Genomic DNA, 19,347 nt, shown 5'->3' with positions numbered 1-19,347 from the left:
TGTCCCACCAGAGGCGGAACACAACAATTCCGAATTCCTAACTTCTCATTCCTCATGGGAGTTTTTCAATTTCCTCCATCAGCTTGTCCACCAGCTGCTCCTGCGGTACTTTGTAAAGGATTTCTCCTTTGCGGAAAATCAGTCCCTCACCCTTGCCGCCAGCGATGCCGATATCTGCCGCCGCTGCCTCGCCGGGGCCGTTGACGGCACAGCCCATCACCGCTACGGTGATGTTCTTCGTGCAGTTCATGAGGCCCCGCTCCACCTCTTCCGCCATGGGGATCAGGTCGATGCGGGTGCGACCACAGGTGGGGCAGGCGATCAGATTCACGCCCTCCTTACGGAGTCCGGCGGCCTTCAGAATCTTCTTGGCAGCGAAAATCTCCTCGATCGGGTCGGCGGTCAGCGTCACCCGGATGGTATCTCCGATCCCCAGGCACAGCAGGCCCCCAATTCCCATGGCGGATTTCACAAGCCCCATGGAAGGGGTGCCCGCCTCTGTCACGCCCAGATGCAAAGGGTAGTCTGTCCGCTCGCTGAGCAGCCGGTAGGCCGCCATGGTCAGGGGCACATCGGAACACTTGACGGAGATGCAGATGTCATCAAAATCGAACTTGTTCAAAAGGGCCACGTGGCCCATGGCGCTCTCCACCAATGCCTCTGCCGTGACGCCGCCGTATTTGGCCCGCAGGTCCTTTTCCAGAGATCCGCCGTTGACCCCAATGCGGATGGGGATGGATTTTTGGCGGCAGATGTCCGCCACCGCCTTCACCTTCTCCTCCCCGCCAATGTTGCCGGGATTGATGCGGATGGCGTCGATGCCCCGCTCTGCGCACGCCAAGGCATACTTGTAGTTGAAGTGGATATCCGCGATCAGGGGGATAGAAATCTGTTCCTTGATCCGGTCCACCGCCTCTGCCGCGGCCTGATCCGGAATGGCAATGCGGATGATCTCGCATCCGGCGGCCTCCAGCGCGTGGATCTGCTCCACAGTGGCGCGGACATCGTCGGTCTTGGTATTGCACATGGATTGAATAGACACTGGGGCACCGCCGCCCACGGCCACATCCCCCACCATCAAACGCTTTGTCATGGCGCTTCCTCCCTCACCAGGGCGTAAATGCAGGAATCCAGCATCTCCCCGTTTTTGTACACGCTCCGCCGCAGAGTGCCCTCCAGGGCGAACCCCGCCTTCTCCAACACCCGGCGGGAGGCCGCATTCCTGGCAAATGCCTCAGCGTGGATGCGGACGATGTCCCAGGCTGCAAAGCCCTCCCGGCACATGGTTTCCACAGCGGCGGTCATGATCCCGCGGCCCCAGAAGGGCTCTCCCAGCCAGTAGCCCAGCTCTGCGCTCCTCCGGTATACATCGCTGCCCAGGAACAGGCCGATGCTGCCCGCAGCTTCGCCGTCCACCTCAATGGCCCGGCACATCTGACCCCGGCCCTCCTGCCGGATGCAGCTCTCCACAAACGTGGCCGCATCCTGTGGGGCATAGGGGCAGGGAAACACGTCCCGCAGGTTGGCGGCGATCTTTGCATTGTCCGCGTACCGGGCGATGGAGGCAGCATCTGCCTCCCGCCAGGGCCGCAGGGTAAAGTCCGTCATGACTCGCTCCTATCCGAACAGTTTGAACACATCATTGAATGTCACCACCAGCATGAAGCCCATCAGGGCCACAAAGCCCACGGTGTTCACCGCCATCTCATACTTCTCCGGGATCTTCTTTCGGAACAGCTTCATGGCGATCTCATCAATGATGAGGAAGAAGATCTTGCCGCCGTCCAGAGCCGGGATGGGCAGCATGTTCATCACTGCCAGGTTCACCGCCAGCATGGCGCCGAAGTAGAGGATGTTCTCCACCGCGGCGGCAATGGTCTCTGACGCGGTGCCCACCTGGGTGATAGTGGAGACGATGCCCACCGGGCCGCTGAGATCGTCCATGCCCGCCTGACCGGTCACCAGCATCTGCAGGCTCAGCCGCACGATCCGCACAAAGTCGATGGTGTTCAGCCAGCTGGTCTTCAGGATCGTCCAGAGATTGGCCTCCTCAATCTGGTCTCTTGCGATATAGACGCCGTAGCCCTGATAGGTCTCCCCCTCTGTGCCGGTGTAGGTGCCCCATGTGACGTCGTTCAGCTCCACCTTCTCGCCGTCCCGCAGGACCACCAAATCCATGGGCTGGCCCTGGTGCAGGCTCATCAGCAGGGACACGTCACTGTACAGGTACACCCGCTCCCCATTGACGGAATAAAAAATATCTCCGGCCTGGATAGTCTGGCCGTTCCGCTCCTCAAACTCCGGCGCGGTCCCGGCGGCCGCCGGGATCAGAAATCCCTGGGCACCGCTATACACCGCCAGAATGATGAGGAACCCCGCCAGGAAATTCATAAAGGAGCCGGCGGCAAAAATCACCACCTTTTTCCAGAAGCCCTGACGGCCCAGAGACCGCTCGTCGCCAGAGTCCTCATCCTCCCCCTCCATAGCGCAGAAGCCGCCGATGGGCAGCAACCGGAGGGAATACTGGGTCTCCTCCGTCTCCTTGTGCCAGATCAGAGGCCCCATGCCGATGGAAAACTCGTTGACCCGCACGCCGCAGAGCTTGGCGGCCAGGAAGTGGCCCAGCTCGTGGACGGCGATCAGTACGCCGAAAATCAGAATGGCCGCCAGGATATACACAATGGTCATGCAAAAACTCCCGTCAAAAAACTTGCTTCAAGCCCGGTCCAGCACCGCCTGCCGCGCCGCCTGGTCCGCCGCCAGAATGTCCTCCAGCGCCGGTTCCTGCTCCGCCGGCACAGCTGCCCGGGCCTCCGCCACCAGGCGGGGAATGTCGTGGAAGCCGATCCTGCCCGCCAGGAACAGGCCCACCGCCTCCTCATTGGCGCCGTTCAAAACAGCGCAGGCGGTGCCGCCCTGAGCCGCCGCCGCCTCTGCCAGCTGCAGACATGGAAATGCATCCCGGTCCGGCTGGGCGAAGGTCAGGGGCGGGCAGGACAGCAGGTCCAGCGGCTCCGCCGGACTTTCCACCCGTTCGGGGTATGTCATGGCATATCGAATGGGCAGGCGCATATCCGGTGTGCCCAGCTGGGCCAGGACCGCCCCGTCCCGGTACTCCACCAGGGAGTGGACGATGCTCTGCCGGTGGATCACCACCGACACCTGGTCCAGCGGCAGACGGTAGAGGCGCATGGCCTCGATGACCTCCAGCCCCTTGTTCATCAGCGTGGCGCAGTCTACGGTGATCTTGGGTCCCATGGTCCAGTTGGGGTGGCGGAGGGCATCCGCTTTGGTCATTTTGCCCACTTCTTCATAGGTCATGCCGTAAAAAGGCCCGCCGGAACAGGTCAGGATCAGCCGCCGGATCTCCCGGCGGTCGGCGCAGCCCTGAAGGCACTGGAAGATGGCCGAGTGCTCCGAGTCCACAGGCACGATCTCGGCGCCGTGCGTATCCGCCGCATCCATCACCAGCTGTCCGGCGCAGACCAGGGTCTCCTTGTTGGCCAGGGCGATGCGCTTTTTCTCCCGGATGGCGGCCAGGGTGGGACGCAGTCCCACCATACCCACCACGGCGGTGACGACCGTATCCGCCTCCGGGCAGACAGCGGCCTCCAGCAGGGCCTCCGGGCCTCCCAAAACCTTGGTGTCCATGTCGGCCAGGCGTACCGCCAGGTCACGGGCCGCCGCCTCATCGGTGAGGACCGCCAGCCGGGGCCGGAATTTTCGGACCTGCGCCTCCAGCCGCTCCACATCCATGTGGGCGGTAAGGGCGGCCACACGCAGTCCCAGCTGCTCCGCCACGTCCAATGTCTGGCGGCCGATAGAGCCGGTGGCACCTAAAATTGAAATCGTCTTGCTCATAGCATTATCCTATTCTAAACAGCTGAAAACAATCCTAAATCTTCCCAAATCACCCGTTCAGAGCAGCTGTAAGGCCAGCCACACGAAGGGCGCCACGAAGGTAACAGAGTCAAACCGGTCCAGGATGCCGCCATGGCCCGGCAGCAGGTTGCCATAATCCTTGACGCCGAACTCCCGCTTGATGACGGAGAAACTCAGGTCGCCGATCTGGCTGATGGTGCTGCCGATAATACCCAGTGCAAAGACTGCCCCCCAGGAGATCTGCGGACCAGCTGCCATCTCGATTGGCGGATAAACAGTCAGGGTGTGTGCCATGCTGTCCGCGACTAGCTTAAAAACCGTCATGCCGATGACACCACCCAGCAGACCGCCTATGGCTCCTTCCACAGTCTTTTTGGGGCTGACCTTGGGGGCCAGCTTGTGCTTGCCGCACAGCATTCCGGCAAAGAGCGCGAAGGTGTCGCTGCCAAAGGAGATGGCCAAGGGCAGAAACACCTGCAGCATCCCGATGGCGGGCATCATCCGAAGCCGCAGCAGACAGGAGAACATCAAGGGGAACGCCAGCCCGGCGAAGATAGCGCAGGTGACAGCGGCAAAGGGGATGCCCTGCTCCTCGTCATACCGGTGGATAGCCAGGGCAAAGATCGCAAAGATGAACACCGCGCCCAACAGGGCAGCGAAGGGTAGCACCGGCAGGGCAGTCAGCTCCGTGTTCTCAATGGACATTTCCCCGTACACGCACACCGGCACCGCCGCCGCGGCGATCACTGTCAGGGGGGTCAGGGGCTTGCCCCTCTCTCCCGCCGCCGCGCGCATCAGCTCCCAGGCGCCGATGGCGCACATGGCCGCCAGCAATAGCATGGTGGCCCAGGACGGGGCCCAGCCCAGGATCAGTATCAGGAGCGGCAGGCCCACTACGGCCACCATCACACGCTTGAACATAGGATCAGCCCTTTTCTCATTTTCTGTAAAGGTTTATTTCTTTACGCCGCCGAACCGGCGGTCTCTCTGTTGGTAGGCTGCAATGGCCCGGTCCAGCTCCGCTTCGTCGAAGTCCGGCCACAGGGTATCCGTGTAATAGAACTCCGAATAGGCACACTGCCACAGCAGGAAGTTGCTCAACCGCTGCTCTCCGCTGGGCCGGATGATGAGCTCCGGGTCCGGGATCCCCGCAGAGTCCAGATAGCTGGAGAACAGGGCATCATCCAACTCCTCCGGCCGCTTCTTCCCGGCGGCGCAGTCGGTGGCAAAACGCCGGGCTGCTCGCAGAATCTCGTCGCGCCCGCCGTAATTCAGGCACACGTTGGCCTGGAAGTCATCCTTGGACAGGTGCTCTGTGATCTCGTCCGTCTCCCGGGCCAGGGCCCGCAGATCCGGGGCGATAGGGGTCATGTCCCCAAAGAAGTGGAGCCGGATGTGGTCCTTCTCCATGGTGTCCACTGCCTCCAGCAGATACCGCTTCAGCAGGGCCATGATGGCAGAGACCTCCATCTCTGACCGCTTCCAGTTTTCCGTGGAAAAGGCGTACACCGTCAGGTACTTTACGCCGATGTTCTTGCAGTAGGTAGCGATGCGGCGGAACGTCTCCGCTCCTGCCTTGTGGCCAGCGGTGCGGGGCAGGCCCCGCTTCGTGGCCCAGCGGCCGTTGCCGTCCATGATGATCGCAATGTGGCGGGGCGGGACCAAGGGCTGGTCCACCGCACCGTTGATACTCTCTGGCATGATAAATTCTCTCATTTCAAAATGGATTGTTGGGGGGATCTGTCCCATTGGACGGGAAATGCAGCCATGATGATGGCTGGCCCATTCTCTCCCCCATTGTCGTCATCGCAAAGTCCGCTAAACGCAGTTTCCGCCTGCGGCAAAACTGCGCCCCTCCTCTCCCCACTGTGCAAAATACAGCGGAGCCGGTGTGAGACGGTGCCTGTGTATTTACGGGAGACCGATGAAAATCGGGGGTGCAAAACCGCATTTGACCAGCTGCTCTTTCCGCCCGTTCCGCTTTACCCGCAAGCGGTACGCCGCGTCTGTAAGGCGGCAGAACCGCCAAAAACTGCGCAGCTGCTGCGCACTGGCCGAGCGTTGTGGCAAGAAACACAGGTATTTACTGGATAGCCAGAACCGCACACCGGGATGATTAATGTCTTGGTACAGCCAAGCGGGAGAGCATCACTGCCACGCAGAGGGCGCTGACAGCCCAGCAGAGGCCGAAAAGGCCTATATTCGCAGAGTTGGAAATGGAGGCAATACCCAGAGAGAGCCCCAGCCAGTTGGCAAACAGACTGCGAATCAAGAAGAAAAATCCCAGCAGCATGGCAACCACGTGCCCGGCAAACAGCCCCCGGAGATCCTTCCGATGCCGCAGACTCCGCCAGCCCAGGAAAAACTCTATCGCGCTGACCGCGATCACACCTCCGATGAACAGGGGAATCACTTCTGCTTCAAACGACATTTGTACCTCCTCCTTTTTGTATCGGGAGAAATGTGTCGGCTGCTTAGTTCCCCTTTTCCCACCAGCGGTCGAACTTCCAAGGAAAGTGGAAGCCGCAGGCGCGGCAGTATTGGGTCTCCTCCATGGAAAACCAGGGCAGGATGAAGCGCCCACAGTTGGGACAGCGGAGATGGCGCAGTTCAATCCCCCTAAAGGCGATTGCCGCAGCAACTCCCATGGCCAGGAATACCAACCCCAGTCCGCCCCGGATCCCGCCCGCCAGACACAAAAGCAAAACCGCTGCAAACAGTGTTCCCCTGGCTGCCGAATACCATTTCTGTTCCAGTTTCATAGTCCCCTCTCCTTCAGTCAATAACCCCCAGATTCCACTTCCGCAGCTGCCGGTCCAACAGCAGTGAACAGAGGAGGACGCCAATACGACGACCACCCTGATGAGATCTGCACCATCCGCCACAGGACGGCAGTCGGGGAATCGCAGAAAGCCATGGTGTGCCCAAAGGCCAGCCCAAATCGGCGCTTGCACTGATACACCGGCGCCTGTCAGCGCGGAGAGCCGCTGCACCGGAACGGTTCTGAAGCGTTTTTTCTCTTTTACCGGGCGCCCCCCGTGGAAGCGGCTCCGGCGGGAGCACAATCCCCCCGGCCGCCGGGCGGCGGCCCCGAGTGACCGCAGGTCACCTCACAGACCCTGAAAGGGTGACAGCACCTTACAAAATGTGCAATGCCCCCGGCGGGCAGCCGTGCTCCCGCCGGAGGCCCCGGCGGCTTTTACACCGCCATCAGTTCCTTTTCCTTTTTGGCCAGCAGCGCATCCAGCTCCTTGCAGCTGTCGTCCGTCAGCTTCTGGAGATCCTTCTCCGCCTGCTTCAGATCGTCCTCCGTGATCTCGGAGGCTTTCTCCTTCTTCTTGAACGCCTCCATGGCGTCCCGGCGGATGTTGCGGATGGCCACCTTGCCGTTCTCCGCGTACTTGTGAATCTGCTTCACCAGTTCCTTGCGGCGCTCCTCCGTCAGCTGGGGGAAGCTCAGCCGGATGCTGGCGCCGTCGTTCTGGGGGTTGATACCCAGATCGGAGTTCTGGATGGCCTTTTCAATGCTTTTCACCGCCGTCTTGTCCCAGGGGGAAATCAGCAGTGTCCGGGCGTCGGGGGAAGAGATGGCCGCAATCTGCTGGATGGGGGTGGGGCTGCCGTAGTAGTCCACCATGATCCGGTCCAGCACGGAGGCATTGGCCCGGCCCGCCCGCACGGAGGCAAAGTCCGCGGCCACGGAGTCGATGCTCTTCTTCATCTTGCCCTCATAAATCTTGTAATCTTCCTTCAGCATAAATAGGTCCTTCCTTTCACAGTTGAGTGTATGGGGAGGCGCTGTCGCGCATGCGTGCTCTCATTCCTTGACAATGGTGCCCACGTTCTCACCGCACAGGGCCCGGATGATGTTCCGCGGGTCCTTCAGGGCAAACAGCAGCACCGGAATGTGGTTGTCCATGGACAGGGACGTGGCGGTGGAGTCCATCACCGCCAGGTGCTGGGCCAGCACATCGTCATAAGTGATGACGTCGTACTTCACCGCAGTGGGGTCCTTTACCGGGTCGGCCGTGTAGACGCCGTCCACGTTCTTGGCCAGCAAAATCACGTCGGCGTCGATCTCCGCCGCCCGCAGCACCGCCGCAGTGTCCGTGGAGAAGTAGGGATTGCCGGTGCCTGCGCCGAAGATCACCACCCGGCCCTTCTCCAGGTGCCGGATGGCCCGGGAACGGATGTAGGGCTCCGCCACAGCCCGCATCTCAATGGCGGTCTGCACCCGGACGGGAATCCCCTTCTGCTCACACACGTCCGCCACAGCCAGGCAGTTCATCACCGTGGCCAGCATTCCCATGTGGTCGGCCCGGGTGCGCTCCATGGCGCCGCCGCTGTTTTTCGCACCGCGCCAGAAGTTGCCGCCGCCCACCACCAGACCTACCTGGACGCCCATGTCCAGACACTCCTTGATGACATCGCAGACCTGACCAATCACCTCAAAATCCAGGCCGGTATGCTTGTCACCGGCCAGGGCCTCGCCGCTGATCTTCAGCAGGACCCGTTTATACACAGGCTTCGCCATGATGAAAACCTCCGTCTGTTCTGCTCACAAAATATCATTGATATTTTAGCGTATTTTTCCGCTTTTGCATAGGGGGTAGACAAAGTTTTTCCAAAAAAGCAGGTCCTGCGGACAGGAAGAAGAGAGGACCGTGGTCCTCTCTTTCCGCATTATCCCCCGCAGGTCTGGACCAGCAGGCGGATCAGGTCCTCTTTCCCCATTCCCTTCTCCGCGGAAAAGGGGAGCAGAATATCCGCCTCCGTCAGCTCCAGCGTCTCCCGGACCAGTTGAAGGGCCGGCTCCACCTGGCTCTTTTTCAGCTTATCCAGCTTGTTGGCCACCACGATCTCCGGACAGCCCGTCTGGCGGAACCAGTCGTGCATCACAAGATCGTTGGCCGTGGGCTTGTGGCGGATGTCCACGATCAGCACGCCGGTGGTGATCCGGTCCGCCTCCTCCTGGAAGTAGCTCTCCATCAGCTTCGCCCACCGCTCCTTCTCCGCCTGGGAGACCCTGGCATAGCCGTACCCCGGCAGATCCACCAGATAGGCCCGGCGGTCAATGAGGAAGTAGTTCACCTGAGTGGTCTTGCCGGGGGAGGCGCCCACATAGGCAAGGTTCTTCCGTCCCACCAGCCGGTTGATGACAGAACTCTTTCCCACATTGGACCGGCCTGCAAATGCGAACTGGGGCAGACCGTCCCGAATGAAATCCTCCCGCCGTCCGGCAGAGCGGACAAACTCCGCCTTGGCAAAATTCAAAGCCATACAAACACTCCTTTACTGCCGCACGGCGGCGTCACGGCCGCTCTCACGCCCCGCCGGGGCAAAGGCCGCCACATGGTCCGCCACCTCTTCCCGGATGGGATCCCGCTCTGGGCACAGAGCGGCGGCGAACACCTGGTCCACCGTTTCCACCGGCACGAACCGCAGGGCAGCCCGGACGGTCTGGTCGATCTCCTCCAGATCCCGGACGTTGTCCTTGGGAATCAGCACCGTGGTGATGCCGCTGCGGAGGGCGGCCATGGTCTTCTCCTTCAATCCGCCGATGGGCAGCACCCGGCCCCGCAGCGTGACTTCGCCGGTCATGGCAATGCCCGCCTTGATCTTCCGGTCCGTCAGGGCCGAGAGCATGGCAGTGGTGACGGCGATGCCGGCGGAGGGGCCGTCCTTGGGCACTGCGCCCTCTGGGAAGTGGACGTGGATGTCCTTCGTCTTGTAAAAGTCCGCTGGAATCCCCAGCACCGCCGCCCGGCTCCGCAGGCAGCTGAGAGCCGCTTGAGCAGACTCCTTCATCACGTCTCCCAGGTTGCCGGTGAGCTCCAGCTTGCCGGAGCCGTCCATGACGTTGACCTCCACCTCCAGGATCTCGCCGCCCGCCTCAGTCCAGGCCAGGCCGTTCACCACGCCGATCTCCTCCCGGTCCGTGTGGAGATCAGGGGGATAGGGCTGGCAGTCCAGGAACTTGGGGAGCTCCTCCTCTGTCACGGTAATCCGCTTGACAGTGCCCTCCAGCAGGCGCATATCCGCCTTCCGGCAGATGGCAGCCAGCCGCCGCTCCAGCAGGCGCACACCGGATTCCCGGGTGTAGTCCCGGATGACGGCCCGGTACACGTCGTCGCTGATGCGGACAGCGCTCTTCTTCAGTCCGTGCTCTGCCAGCTGCTTGGGGAACAAGTGGCGCTTGGCGATCTGCAGCTTCTCCTCATCCGTGTAGCTGGAGAGCTGGATCACCTCCATCCGGTCCAGCAGGGGCCGGGGAATGGTGTCTGTGGTGTTGGCGGTGGTGATGAACATGATCTTGGACAGGTCCACCGGGATCTCCAGGAAATGGTCCCGGAAGGTGCTGTTCTGCTCGCTGTCCAACACCTCCAACAGTGCGGAGGCCGGGTCGCCCCGGTAGTCGTTGCCCAACTTGTCGATCTCGTCCAGCAGCAGAAGGGGATTCATAGACCCGCTGCGGCTGATGGCCTCGATGATCCGGCCGGGCATGGAGCCTATGTAGGTCTTCCGATGTCCCCGGATGTCCGCCTCGTCCCGAACGCCGCCCAGGCTCAGGCGGGCCAGCTTCCGGTTCAGCGCCTTGGCCACGCTGATGGCAATGGAGGTCTTGCCCACGCCGGGCGGGCCCACCAGGCAGAGGATCTGCCCCTTGACGTCCGGATTCATCTGCCGGACGGCGATGGTCTCCAGAATCCGCTCCTTCACCTTTTCCAGGCCGAAGTGGTCCTTTTCCAGCACCCTGCGGGCGGCGTCCACACTGACCCGCTCCTTTGTGGTGGTGTTCCACGGCATCTCCAGACACACGTCCAGATAGTTGCGGATCACCGCACCCTCGGCGGAGCCGAAGGGCTGCTTGGCCAGCTTGTTCACTTCCTTCAGCAGGTGCTGCTCCGTCTCCTCCGGCAGCTCCAGGGCCAGGATCTCCTGGCGGTAGGATTCAATCTCGTCCTCGTCGCCGTCATCGGTCTCCCCCAGCTCGTTCTGGAGGACCCGGATCTGGGTGCGGAGGATCTGGTCCCGCTGGGTGCGGACCAGCTGGTCCCGGACCTTGCTCTCCATTTCGTGCTCAAAGCCCAGCACGTTGTTCTCCCGCACCAGGAAACCGTTGAGCTTCCGCAGCCGGGCGAAGGGGGAGAATTCCTCCAGGATCTCCTGCTTGTCGGTGTAGCGCAGGGCGATGTTCTGGGCAATATAGTCCGCCAGGAAGCCGGGGTCCCGGCTGTCCATCACCGTGGCCACCACCTCCTCCGGCACACCGCTGGCCTGCTCGGCATACTCGCCGAACAGGGCGTAGGTCTGGCGGAGCAGGGCCTCCGTCCGGGGGCTCTTCCGCATGGCCTCAGAGGACGGCTCCTCCGGGATGGCCTCCACATTGGCCTGGAGGAAGGGCTCCGTCTGCCACAGGCGGCGCAGGTGGGCCCGCTGCCGCCCCTCCACCATCACCCGGACAGAGGACTGGCCCAGCCGCAGGATCTGCGTGATGTGGGAGACCGTGCCAATGGTGTACAGGTCCTTTTCCTCCGGCGCGTTCACCCCGATCTCCCGCTGGGTCACCAGGAAGATGTCCTGATCGGCCTCCATGGCCCGCTCCAGGGCCGCGATGGAGATCGGCCGCTCCACGTCAAAGGTCAGTGTCATGTGTGGAAACACCGTCAGGCCCCGGAGGGCCAGAACGGGCAGATTCCAAGTGGTCAGTTCCATGTGCTTGTTCCTTTCTGAGGGGATGGTAAAACAGGAGAGAGGGGCGCGGCAGCGTCCCTCCCTCTCTTCATTAAGACGCCGACGCGGGGGTCGAGGAGCCGGAAGCCGGCCTGCCCTCTCCCTTGCCGGTGTTCAATTTCACAGAATAGTTGATCTTCTTGGGGTCGTGGGTCAGCTCGGGACCGCTCCTGCCCTCCACACAGTCCTTTGTGATGACTGCTTTCACCACAGTGGGGTCGGAAGGGATGTCGTACATCATGGGAGTCAGGATACCCTCCATGACGGCCCGCAGGCCCCGGGCGCCGATGTTCCGCTCGATGGCCTTGTCGGCGATGGCCTCCAGGGCCTCCGGCTGGAACTCCAGCTCCACCTCGTCGTACTCCATCAGCTTCTTGTACTGCTTCACCAGGGCGTTCTTGGGCTCCGTCAGGATGCGGACCAGATCCTCCCGCTTCAACGCATTCAAAGACGCGATCACCGGCAGGCGGCCCACCAACTCCGGGATGATGCCGAATTTCAGCAGGTCGTGGGGCTGGACCTCGTGCAGGATCTTGCTGATGTCCTTGTCCTTCTTTCCCTGGACGTTGGCGCCGAAGCCGATGGACTTCTGGTCCAGCCGCCGCTCGATAATCTTCTCCAGCCCGTCGAAGGCACCGCCGCAGATGAAGAGAATATTCTTCGTGTTCACCTGGATGAACTCCTGGTGGGGATGCTTCCGGCCTCCCTGGGGCGGCACGTTGGCAACGGTCCCCTCCACGATCTTCAGCAGAGCCTGTTGGACACCCTCGCCGGATACGTCCCGGGTGATGGAGGTGTTCTCGCTCTTCCGGGCGATCTTGTCGATCTCATCCACATAGATGATGCCGTGCTCCGCCCGCTCCACGTCGAAGTCCGCGGCCTGGAGCAGCCGCAGCAGGATATTCTCCACATCGTCGCCCACATAGCCGGCCTCCGTCAAGGTGGTGGCGTCCGCAATGGCGAAGGGCACCTTCAGAATCCGGGCCAGTGTCTGGGCGAACAGCGTCTTGCCGGAACCGGTGGGCCCCAGCAGCAGGATGTTGCTCTTCTGCAGCTCCACATCCTCGTCCCCGCCGAAGTAGATCCGTTTGTAGTGGTTGTACACCGCCACGGACAGGGCCACCTTGGCCTCGTCCTGGCCGATGACGTACTGGTCCAGCACGTCCTTGATCTCGCGGGGCGTGGGCAGCTGATCAGGCAGGTCCTCCAGTGCGCTGGAAGAGGTGTCCTCAAACCCATCGTTCAAAATGCTCATGCACAGCTGGACGCACTCATCACAGATGCGCACACCGGGTCCCTGGATCATCCGGTGGACCTGGCTCTCATGCTTGCCGCAGAAGGAGCACCGCAGGCCCTTCTTGCTCTCGTCACTCATGGTATTACCTCAGTTTTGGAATTTGGTGCTTATTTCTTGCTGGTGATGATCTTGTCGATGAGGCCGAAGTCCAAAGCCTCCTGGGCTGTCATCCAGTGGTCCCGCTCCGAGGCCGCCTTGATCTCCTCTGCCGTCTTGCCGGTGTTGTTCGCCAGGATCTCATTCAAGTTCTTCTTGATCCGCAGGAAGTGCTCCACGTCGATCTCCATGTCTGTCACCTTGCCCTTGGTACCGGCGGAGGGCTGATGGATCATGATCTCCGCGTTGGGCAGAGCAATGCGCTTGCCCTTGGCGCCGGAGGACAGCAGAAACGCGCCCATGCTGGCGGCCATGCCGATGCAGATGGTGGATACGTCGCACTTCACGTACTGCATGGTGTCGTAGATGGCCATGCCGTCAGTGACGGAGCCGCCGGGGCTGTTGATATACAGCTGGATGTCCTTGTCGGGGTCTTGGGCCTCCAGATACAGCAGCTGGGCAACCACAAGGCTGGCGGTGGTGGCGTTGACCTCTTCCCCCAGAAAGACGATCCGGTCGTTCAGCAGACGGGAGAAGATATCATAGGACCGTTCGCCGCGATTGGTCTGCTCGACTACATAAGGGACTAAGCTCATTGGTAAAACCTCCTTGATTTCCGCACCGGGGACCGGCACAGATGACAGATCTGTTCCTCCCAAACCCGATGCGTCTTCCCCGCCCCGGTGGGGCAGGTAAGGCAAAAGCGCCCGGCCCGCCTGCGGGCCGCCGCGCCTCTGCCAACGCACACGCCTATCTTAATATAGACGCCATGCGGGAATCTGTCAAATCGATGTAGAGCGCCTTCCGCCGGCGGAAAAACACACCGCTCCGCCGGGGCCGTCAATTCCTAGTATACCCGGAATTATTTGGATTCAGCAGGCGTCTCCTCTTCTTTTTTTGCCGCAGCCTTCTTGGTGGCCTTCTTGGCAGGCTTCTTCTCTTCGCCGTCCTCGTCCGCCTTCTTACGGGTGGTCTTCTTGGCAGGCTTTTCCTCAGCGGCCTCCTCACCCTCGGCGTCCTCTGCCCTCTTGGCAGTCTTCTTGGCGGGCTTCTTCTCCGCCTTCACGGCGGTGGCGCTGTCCACCACCACGGCGATGGCCTTCTGGCTCTTCAGCTGGTCCTTTACCTGCTCAGCCTGGAGATACTTCTTCACGGTCTCCAGATCCATGCCGTACTGGTCGGCCATCCGCTGGAACTCGGCCTCCACCTCTTCATCGGTGGCGTCGATGTTCTCCTCCTTGATGATGGCGGCCATGGCCAGATCCATGCGGACCTGCTTGAGAGCGGGCTCCTTGGCGTCGGCCAGCAGCTGGGCCTCATCCATGCCGGTGGCCTTCATGTACTGGTCGTACTGGAGACCCTGCTGGGCCAGCTGCATCTTGAAGTTGTCCAGGAACTGGCGGGACTGGGCCTCCACCATGGCGTCGGGCACATCGGCGGTGATGTTCTCAGCCACCTGCTCCATCAGGGCGTCCTCAAAGGCGCGCTTCACGGTCTCCTCCCGCTCGGCGGCGATCTTCTTCTTCAGATCAGCCTTCAGGTCCTTCAGAGTGTCGAACTCGCTGACGTCCTTGGCGAACTCATCGTCCAGGGCGGGGATCTCCTTCTCCTTCACCTCATGGACCTTCACCTTGAACACCACTGCCTTGCCGGCCAGGTCCTTGTGATAGTCCTCCGGGAAGGTGATGTCCAGATCCTTCTCATCGCCGGCCTTCACGCCGACAAGCTGCTCCTCAAAGCCGGGCACAAAGGTGTGGGAACCCAGCTCCAGGCTGAAATTCTCGCCCTTGCCGCCCTCAAAAGGCTTGCCCTCCAGGAAGCCCTCGAAGTCGATGACGACCGTGTCGCCCTCCTTGGCCTCCCGGTCCACGCTCACCAGACGGGTGTTGCGGTCGGTCAGAGCCTTCAGGCGCTCGTCCACATCCGCAGCGGAGACCTTGACCTCCTCCTTGGGGGCGGACAGTCCCTTGTACTGGCCCAGGGTCACTTCGGGATACACAGGGGCGGTGGCCTTGAAGGTGAAGCCGTCGCGGGTCACCTGGCCCTCGATCTCCACAGAGGGATAGCCCACCACCTGGAGCTCCTGCTCCTTCACGGCAGCCTCATAGGCCTCGGGGAACGCGATATTGATTGCCTCTTCGAAAAACACCTCTGCGCCGTACATCCCCTCGATGATCTTCCGGGGGGCCTTGCCAGGGCGGAAGCCCGGCACGTTGATCTTCTTGCGCATCTTCTGATATGCCTTTTCGATGGCAGCTTCAAACTCCGGTGCACCGACCTCGATGGTCAGAACGACCTGGCTCTTTTCGATCTTTTCGCAGCTTTTCACACTCATCTTGTTTATTCCTCCGTTCATCGCCGGTCATAAGCCGGTGCGAAATGGTATTTTACCATACAAAACCTGAAAATGCTATACTTTTTTCCGTTATTCACAAATTTTTTTTGGAACAAATCCCAGATAGTCGGCGGAGATCAGGGAGAAGTCCGTCCCATTCCGCCCGCCCTCCAGCCGCCGTTTGATGGCGTAGCCGTGGAGGTGGCCGTAGCAGCACCGCTCCACGGGGTAGGCCGAGAGCAGCCGCAGGATCTCCGGGCACTCGTAGCCCTGATACAGCGGCGGATAGTGAAGGAAGCAGAAGATGGACCGTCCCTCCGCCGCCTTCAGGGAAGTCTCCAGTCTTCCCACCTCCCGGTTGAGGACCTTGGCGTTGTGGGGCTTCTGGTCCTCCTCAAAGAACCATCCCCGGGTCCCGCACAGGGCGTAGTCTCCATACAGGGCGCAGTTGTTATGGAGAAAGTCCAGGGTGGTAAGGCCCTTCTCCGTGAAGAAGTTCTTCATTTTGGACACCGTGGACCACCAGTAGTCGTGGTTCCCCTTCACCAGATACTTTTTGCAGGGGAACTGGTCCAGAAAGCGGAAGTCCGCCTCCGCCTCATTCAGGTCGATGCCCCAGGAGGTGTCCCCCGCCAGGACCAGCACATCGCCGGCGGTCAGCCGGCTCAAAGCATCGCCGATGCGCTCCGTGTAATTCTCCCAGGCGGGGCCGAACACCTCCATAGGCTTGTCCGCTGTCAGGGAGAGGTGCAGGTCCCCGATGGCGTAGAGGGCCATGCGGCACCCCTCCTTTCTCTGTGTCCCGTGAGGCGGAGTCAGCCGTCCTCTTCGGCGGCTCCAACTCCCCGGAACTCTGTTGATCTATCTTGATCTGTGTCCATCTCGATTTTCACGCTGCTGACCTTTCCCCAAACGCGTCCGCCCACCTTCCGGACGCCTGTCTTGGTCAGCAGAATGCCGGGCAGCTTGCTGCCCTCCGGGAGCCAGTGGGACCCTTTGTAGCCTTCACCCCGGATCCGCCCGGCGCCAATTCGCCGCCGCAATAGGGACAGCGCCGCTCCTGTGCTATGGTGCTCTACTCCCCTTTGCGTTTTTCGGTTGGGTCCTCCGGGTCATCAAAGACAATTTCCCTGCCGCACCTGTCACAGAAGTGCTTTTCCCCCTTCCGCCACCATGGCATGGCATACCCACGGCCGCAGTATGGGCAGCGGAGGTTTCGGACCCACTGGATGCCTCCGTTGACCAGCAGCACGATTCCTGTGATCCGCAGGGTGTTTTTGATCCAATAGGCCGTGTCCATCACCCGGTACCGGTCTCCCAGGGTCCGGTAGGGAATCAGCTCGTTGACAGCCAGGAAGAAAATTCCCAAAGCAAAGAACAGCAGCACCAATCGGGCAAATGCCCGGCTCAAAGGCTTCACGCAATAGCCTCCCTGCCCTCTTTCGGGTTTCCAAAATCCAAAGGCAACAGATTTACAGTCTGCCGCATTAAGCCGTTTCCCGCGTTGCTTTGTTGCAGCGCGATTTACTTCAAAAACTCCAGCACCACGCTGTCCATACCGGGCTTCTCACAGGTGAGGTCGAACCGCCGGGCCTTGCCCTTCAGGGCCGCCAGGCGCCGGGGAATCGCCGTGCCGGTGGTTTCATGCAGCTGGTCCAGCAGCTCCACGCCGTCGCCCGCCGGGGTCTCCCCGATGGCCCGCAGCACGTGGTCGCAGAACTTGTAGGGGGAGGCGGTGGAGACGAACACCGTCACCGTTTTGTCGCCGGTGGCCTTGCGGTACTGTTCCATGACGTTGGCGGCCACGGCGGTGTGGGTATCGATCAGATACCCGTTCTCCTTGTAATACTTGGCGATGGCAGCGGAGGTGCCCGCCTCGCCGCAGAAGCCGCCCCAGAACTGGTCCGCCAGAGCCGCCTTGATGGCGTCGGACACTTCGTACTTGCCGGTCTTGGCGAGGGCATCCATGTAGCCCTTCACCTCCGCATCGTTTTCGCCGGAGAGGTCGAACAGCAGCCGCTCCAGGTTGCTGGACACCAGAATGTCCATAGAGGGACTCATGGTGGTATGGAACGGACGGTTCTTGTCGTACACGCCGGTGCGGAGGAAGTCCGTCAGCACATCGTTGCAGTTGGAGGCGCAGATCAGCTTCCCAACCGGCAGTCCCATGCGCTTTGCGTAGTAGGCCGCCAGGATGTCGCCGAAGTTGCCGGTGGGCACACAGAAGTTCACCTTGTCGCCCATGCTGAGCTTCCCGTCCCGGACCAGGTCGCAGTAGGCGGAGATATAGTAGACCACCTGGGGCAGGATGCGGCCCCAGTTGATGGAGTTGGCGGAGGACAGGAAGTAACCCCGGTCCGCCAGGGTGGCCCGGATGGCCTCATCGGAGAAAATGCGCTTTACACCGGCCTGGGCGTCGTCGAAGTTGCCCTCCACGGCGCAGACGCCCACATTGGCGCCGTCCTGAGTGACCATCTGGGTCTCCTGGACCTTGGACACGCCGTCCTTGGGGTAGAATACCAGGATCTTCGTCTGCGGCACGTCGGCAAAGCCCTCCATCGCAGCCTTGCCGGTGTCGCCGGAAGTAGCCACCAGGATGCATACCGTCTTGGACTCTCCGGTCTTGCGGAGGGCGGCGGAGAGCAGCTGGGGCAGCATCTGCAGGGCCATGTCCTTGAAGGCGCTGGTGGGGCCGTGCCACAGCTCCAGGCAGTGGGTGGTCTCGTCCACCGTGCGGACAGGGGCCACGGCGTCGCAGTCGAACTTCTCAGGGCCGTAGGCGTTCTCCGCAAATCCGGACAGCTCCTCATAGGTGTAGTCGGTCAGGTACAGGCCCATAACCTTGGCAGCCCGCTCCTGGTACCGGACATTCACCAGGCTCTCCAAAAAAGCCCGGTCGATCTGCGGGATCTCGCAGGGGGTCAGCAGGCCGCCGTCCCGGCTCAGGCCCATCTTGATGGCCTCCGCTGCGTCCATGCGGACGGCGGCGTCCCGTGTGCTGTAATACTTCATGTCGCTCTCTCCTTCTGACTGTTTTTCAAAACGCATTTTCCAAATATTCCAGCCGGAGGGGGCGGTGAACCCCATCCGTATAAACCTCCGCCACATCGAACCGGGCGGGAGCGTCCAGGTCGTGCTGACTGAGATAGCAGGCCGCTGCGGCCCGGAGCCGTTCCTGCTTCCGCCGGTCCACCGCCTCCCGCGGCAGGCCCGCGAAGCTGCCGCTGCGGAGCTTTACTTCCACAAAGCAGATGGTGCCGTCTCTGTCCCGGGCCACCAGATCCAGCTCTCCGTACCGGCAGCGCCATTGGCTTGCCAGCAACTGGCAGCCCCTCTTCCGCAGGTACTGTGCCGCTGCGGCCTCGCCCCGGTCCCCCAGGGCCTTGGTGGTATTCATGTGCGCCGGGCCTCCCACTTCTTCAGAAAAGTCCGCCGGTGGGCAGGGCAGGGGCCGTACCGATCCAGCATTTCATAGTGGAGCTTCGTCCCATAGCCCTTGTGTTTGGCAAACTGGTACTGGGGATACTCCCGGTCCAGCACGCCGGTCACATACCGGTCCCGGCTGACCTTGGCCAGGATGGAGGCCGCCGCAATGGAGGCACTCTTCCCGTCCCCGCCTACCAGGCACATGTGGGGCGCCGTGATGGAGACGCTGCTGCCATGGTCCCGGTTGCCGTCAATGAGGCACAGGTCCGGCCGAATGGATAACCCCTCAATGGCCCGGTTCATAGCCAGCATCCGGGCGTTGAGGATATCCAAACTGTCGATCTCCTCCGCCGTCACAAAGGCGATGCTGTACGCCTCTGCCGTGGCGGTGATCTGGTCGAACAGGACATTCCGCTTCTTCGCCGTCAGCTTTTTGGAGTCGTTGAGGCCAGGAAAACCGATCTCCCGGGGCAGAATGACGGCAGCGGCGTACACCGGCCCCGCCAGGGGCCCGGCTCCTGCCTCGTCCACTCCGCAGAGGGCCGTGAGACCACTATTCCATTGTTCACGCTCATAG

20 protein-coding genes are annotated in these 19,347 nt (G+C 61.6%); all 20 read right to left on the bottom strand.

Translation table 11 applies throughout. The features are described from left to right. Window positions 1-52 precede the first annotated feature (52 nt). The gene (gene ispG, locus QVE23_RS02200) at window positions 53-1,093 is read right to left on the bottom strand and encodes a flavodoxin-dependent (E)-4-hydroxy-3-methylbut-2-enyl-diphosphate synthase (RefSeq protein WP_119311071.1); all 1,041 of its coding nucleotides are present in this window, start codon (window positions 1,091-1,093) and stop codon (window positions 53-55) included. Continuing rightward, window positions 1,090-1,608 carry a GNAT family N-acetyltransferase gene (locus QVE23_RS02195; protein WP_021751228.1) on the bottom strand — a complete coding sequence of 173 codons (519 nt, stop codon included), beginning with the start codon at window positions 1,606-1,608 and terminating at the stop codon, window positions 1,090-1,092. The genes ispG and QVE23_RS02195 overlap by 4 nt, the downstream gene beginning before the upstream one ends. Window positions 1,609-1,617: 9 nt before the next feature. After that, window positions 1,618-2,688: a M50 family metallopeptidase gene (locus tag QVE23_RS02190; protein WP_021751229.1), complete on the bottom strand. Its 1,071-nt coding sequence runs from the start codon at window positions 2,686-2,688 to the stop codon at window positions 1,618-1,620. A gap of 27 nt (window positions 2,689-2,715) precedes the next feature. Beyond that, the gene (locus tag QVE23_RS02185) at window positions 2,716-3,861 is read right to left on the bottom strand and encodes a 1-deoxy-D-xylulose-5-phosphate reductoisomerase (RefSeq protein ID WP_025543990.1); all 1,146 of its coding nucleotides are present in this window, start codon (window positions 3,859-3,861) and stop codon (window positions 2,716-2,718) included. Between the two features lie 57 nt (window positions 3,862-3,918). Further along, window positions 3,919-4,803 carry a phosphatidate cytidylyltransferase gene (locus tag QVE23_RS02180; RefSeq protein ID WP_025543988.1) on the bottom strand — a complete coding sequence of 295 codons (885 nt, stop codon included), beginning with the start codon at window positions 4,801-4,803 and terminating at the stop codon, window positions 3,919-3,921. Between the two features lie 33 nt (window positions 4,804-4,836). Then, entirely contained in the window at window positions 4,837-5,583 is a 747-nt protein-coding gene (gene uppS, locus QVE23_RS02175; RefSeq protein ID WP_273481535.1) for a polyprenyl diphosphate synthase, read from the bottom strand. A gap of 415 nt (window positions 5,584-5,998) precedes the next feature. Next, on the bottom strand, window positions 5,999-6,313 hold the full coding sequence (locus tag QVE23_RS02170) for a hypothetical protein (protein WP_021751234.1): 315 nt from the start codon (window positions 6,311-6,313) through the stop codon (window positions 5,999-6,001). 43 nt (window positions 6,314-6,356) lie between these two features. Continuing rightward, a complete protein-coding gene (locus QVE23_RS02165; RefSeq protein WP_119311074.1) occupies window positions 6,357-6,644 on the bottom strand; it encodes a hypothetical protein in 288 nt (95 codons plus the stop codon). A 437-nt stretch (window positions 6,645-7,081) separates the two neighbouring features. Next, complete coding sequence (frr, locus tag QVE23_RS02160; protein ID WP_021751237.1) at window positions 7,082-7,639, bottom strand: ribosome recycling factor; 558 nt, start codon at window positions 7,637-7,639, stop codon at window positions 7,082-7,084. Window positions 7,640-7,699: 60 nt separating this feature from the next. Continuing rightward, complete coding sequence (gene pyrH / locus QVE23_RS02155; protein ID WP_021751238.1) at window positions 7,700-8,416, bottom strand: UMP kinase; 717 nt, start codon at window positions 8,414-8,416, stop codon at window positions 7,700-7,702. 149 nt (window positions 8,417-8,565) lie between these two features. Continuing rightward, complete coding sequence (gene yihA / locus QVE23_RS02150; RefSeq protein WP_021751239.1) at window positions 8,566-9,162, bottom strand: ribosome biogenesis GTP-binding protein YihA/YsxC; 597 nt, start codon at window positions 9,160-9,162, stop codon at window positions 8,566-8,568. Window positions 9,163-9,174: 12 nt separating this feature from the next. After that, complete coding sequence (lon, locus tag QVE23_RS02145) at window positions 9,175-11,598, bottom strand: endopeptidase La (RefSeq protein WP_119311075.1); 2,424 nt, start codon at window positions 11,596-11,598, stop codon at window positions 9,175-9,177. A 70-nt stretch (window positions 11,599-11,668) separates the two neighbouring features. Continuing rightward, window positions 11,669-12,991 (bottom strand): ATP-dependent Clp protease ATP-binding subunit ClpX, encoded by a 1,323-nt coding sequence (clpX, locus tag QVE23_RS02140; RefSeq protein WP_025543980.1) that lies wholly within the window; start codon window positions 12,989-12,991, stop codon window positions 11,669-11,671. Between the two features lie 29 nt (window positions 12,992-13,020). After that, window positions 13,021-13,605, bottom strand: coding sequence for an ATP-dependent Clp protease proteolytic subunit (locus QVE23_RS02135; protein ID WP_021751242.1), 585 nt, complete (start codon window positions 13,603-13,605; stop codon window positions 13,021-13,023). Between the two features lie 266 nt (window positions 13,606-13,871). Then, on the bottom strand, window positions 13,872-15,344 hold the full coding sequence (gene tig, locus QVE23_RS02130; protein WP_287967502.1) for a trigger factor: 1,473 nt from the start codon (window positions 15,342-15,344) through the stop codon (window positions 13,872-13,874). 90 nt (window positions 15,345-15,434) lie between these two features. Continuing rightward, on the bottom strand, window positions 15,435-16,121 hold the full coding sequence (locus QVE23_RS02125) for a metallophosphoesterase (protein WP_276894717.1): 687 nt from the start codon (window positions 16,119-16,121) through the stop codon (window positions 15,435-15,437). Between the two features lie 298 nt (window positions 16,122-16,419). Further along, on the bottom strand, window positions 16,420-16,764 hold the full coding sequence (locus QVE23_RS02120; RefSeq protein ID WP_021751247.1) for a hypothetical protein: 345 nt from the start codon (window positions 16,762-16,764) through the stop codon (window positions 16,420-16,422). 104 nt (window positions 16,765-16,868) lie between these two features. Beyond that, complete coding sequence (gene thrC, locus QVE23_RS02115; RefSeq protein ID WP_287827155.1) at window positions 16,869-18,356, bottom strand: threonine synthase; 1,488 nt, start codon at window positions 18,354-18,356, stop codon at window positions 16,869-16,871. 25 nt (window positions 18,357-18,381) lie between these two features. Beyond that, window positions 18,382-18,741, bottom strand: coding sequence for a YraN family protein (locus QVE23_RS02110; protein ID WP_021751249.1), 360 nt, complete (start codon window positions 18,739-18,741; stop codon window positions 18,382-18,384). Continuing rightward, window positions 18,738-19,347, bottom strand: a 610-nt coding sequence (gene rnhB / locus QVE23_RS02105) for a ribonuclease HII (protein ID WP_502919057.1), incomplete at its 5' end; no start/stop codon positions are given. The genes rnhB and QVE23_RS02110, both read right to left, overlap by 4 nt.

Origin of the sequence: Oscillibacter sp. KLE 1728, from assembly GCF_934833455.1 — a bacterium.
Taxonomy (GTDB): domain Bacteria; phylum Bacillota; class Clostridia; order Oscillospirales; family Oscillospiraceae; genus Oscillibacter; species Oscillibacter welbionis.
This window is presented reverse-complemented; position numbering and strand designations above follow the sequence as displayed.

What these genes read in the sequence shown, in the direction of transcription:
- QVE23_RS02195 (WP_021751228.1), bottom strand. Translation starts at nt 1,608, where the DNA reads ATGACGGACTTTACCCTGCGGCCCTGGCGGGAGGCAGATGCTGCCTCC.
- yihA (WP_021751239.1), bottom strand. Translation starts at nt 9,162, where the DNA reads ATGGCTTTGAATTTTGCCAAGGCGGAGTTTGTCCGCTCTGCCGGACGG.
- tig (WP_287967502.1), bottom strand. Translation starts at nt 15,344, where the DNA reads ATGAGTGTGAAAAGCTGCGAAAAGATCGAAAAGAGCCAGGTCGTTCTG.
- QVE23_RS02110 (WP_021751249.1), bottom strand. Translation starts at nt 18,741, where the DNA reads ATGAATACCACCAAGGCCCTGGGGGACCGGGGCGAGGCCGCAGCGGCA.
- uppS (WP_273481535.1), bottom strand. Translation starts at nt 5,583, where the DNA reads ATGCCAGAGAGTATCAACGGTGCGGTGGACCAGCCCTTGGTCCCGCCC.
- QVE23_RS02135 (WP_021751242.1), bottom strand. Translation starts at nt 13,605, where the DNA reads ATGAGCTTAGTCCCTTATGTAGTCGAGCAGACCAATCGCGGCGAACGG.
- QVE23_RS02180 (WP_025543988.1), bottom strand. Translation starts at nt 4,803, where the DNA reads ATGTTCAAGCGTGTGATGGTGGCCGTAGTGGGCCTGCCGCTCCTGATA.
- QVE23_RS02125 (WP_276894717.1), bottom strand. Translation starts at nt 16,121, where the DNA reads ATGGCCCTCTACGCCATCGGGGACCTGCACCTCTCCCTGACAGCGGAC.
- clpX (WP_025543980.1), bottom strand. Translation starts at nt 12,991, where the DNA reads ATGAGTGACGAGAGCAAGAAGGGCCTGCGGTGCTCCTTCTGCGGCAAG.
- QVE23_RS02185 (WP_025543990.1), bottom strand. Translation starts at nt 3,861, where the DNA reads ATGAGCAAGACGATTTCAATTTTAGGTGCCACCGGCTCTATCGGCCGC.
- QVE23_RS02165 (WP_119311074.1), bottom strand. Translation starts at nt 6,644, where the DNA reads ATGAAACTGGAACAGAAATGGTATTCGGCAGCCAGGGGAACACTGTTT.
- thrC (WP_287827155.1), bottom strand. Translation starts at nt 18,356, where the DNA reads ATGAAGTATTACAGCACACGGGACGCCGCCGTCCGCATGGACGCAGCG.
- pyrH (WP_021751238.1), bottom strand. Translation starts at nt 8,416, where the DNA reads ATGGCGAAGCCTGTGTATAAACGGGTCCTGCTGAAGATCAGCGGCGAG.
- lon (WP_119311075.1), bottom strand. Translation starts at nt 11,598, where the DNA reads ATGGAACTGACCACTTGGAATCTGCCCGTTCTGGCCCTCCGGGGCCTG.
- frr (WP_021751237.1), bottom strand. Translation starts at nt 7,639, where the DNA reads ATGCTGAAGGAAGATTACAAGATTTATGAGGGCAAGATGAAGAAGAGC.
- ispG (WP_119311071.1), bottom strand. Translation starts at nt 1,093, where the DNA reads ATGACAAAGCGTTTGATGGTGGGGGATGTGGCCGTGGGCGGCGGTGCC.
- QVE23_RS02190 (WP_021751229.1), bottom strand. Translation starts at nt 2,688, where the DNA reads ATGACCATTGTGTATATCCTGGCGGCCATTCTGATTTTCGGCGTACTG.
- QVE23_RS02170 (WP_021751234.1), bottom strand. Translation starts at nt 6,313, where the DNA reads ATGTCGTTTGAAGCAGAAGTGATTCCCCTGTTCATCGGAGGTGTGATC.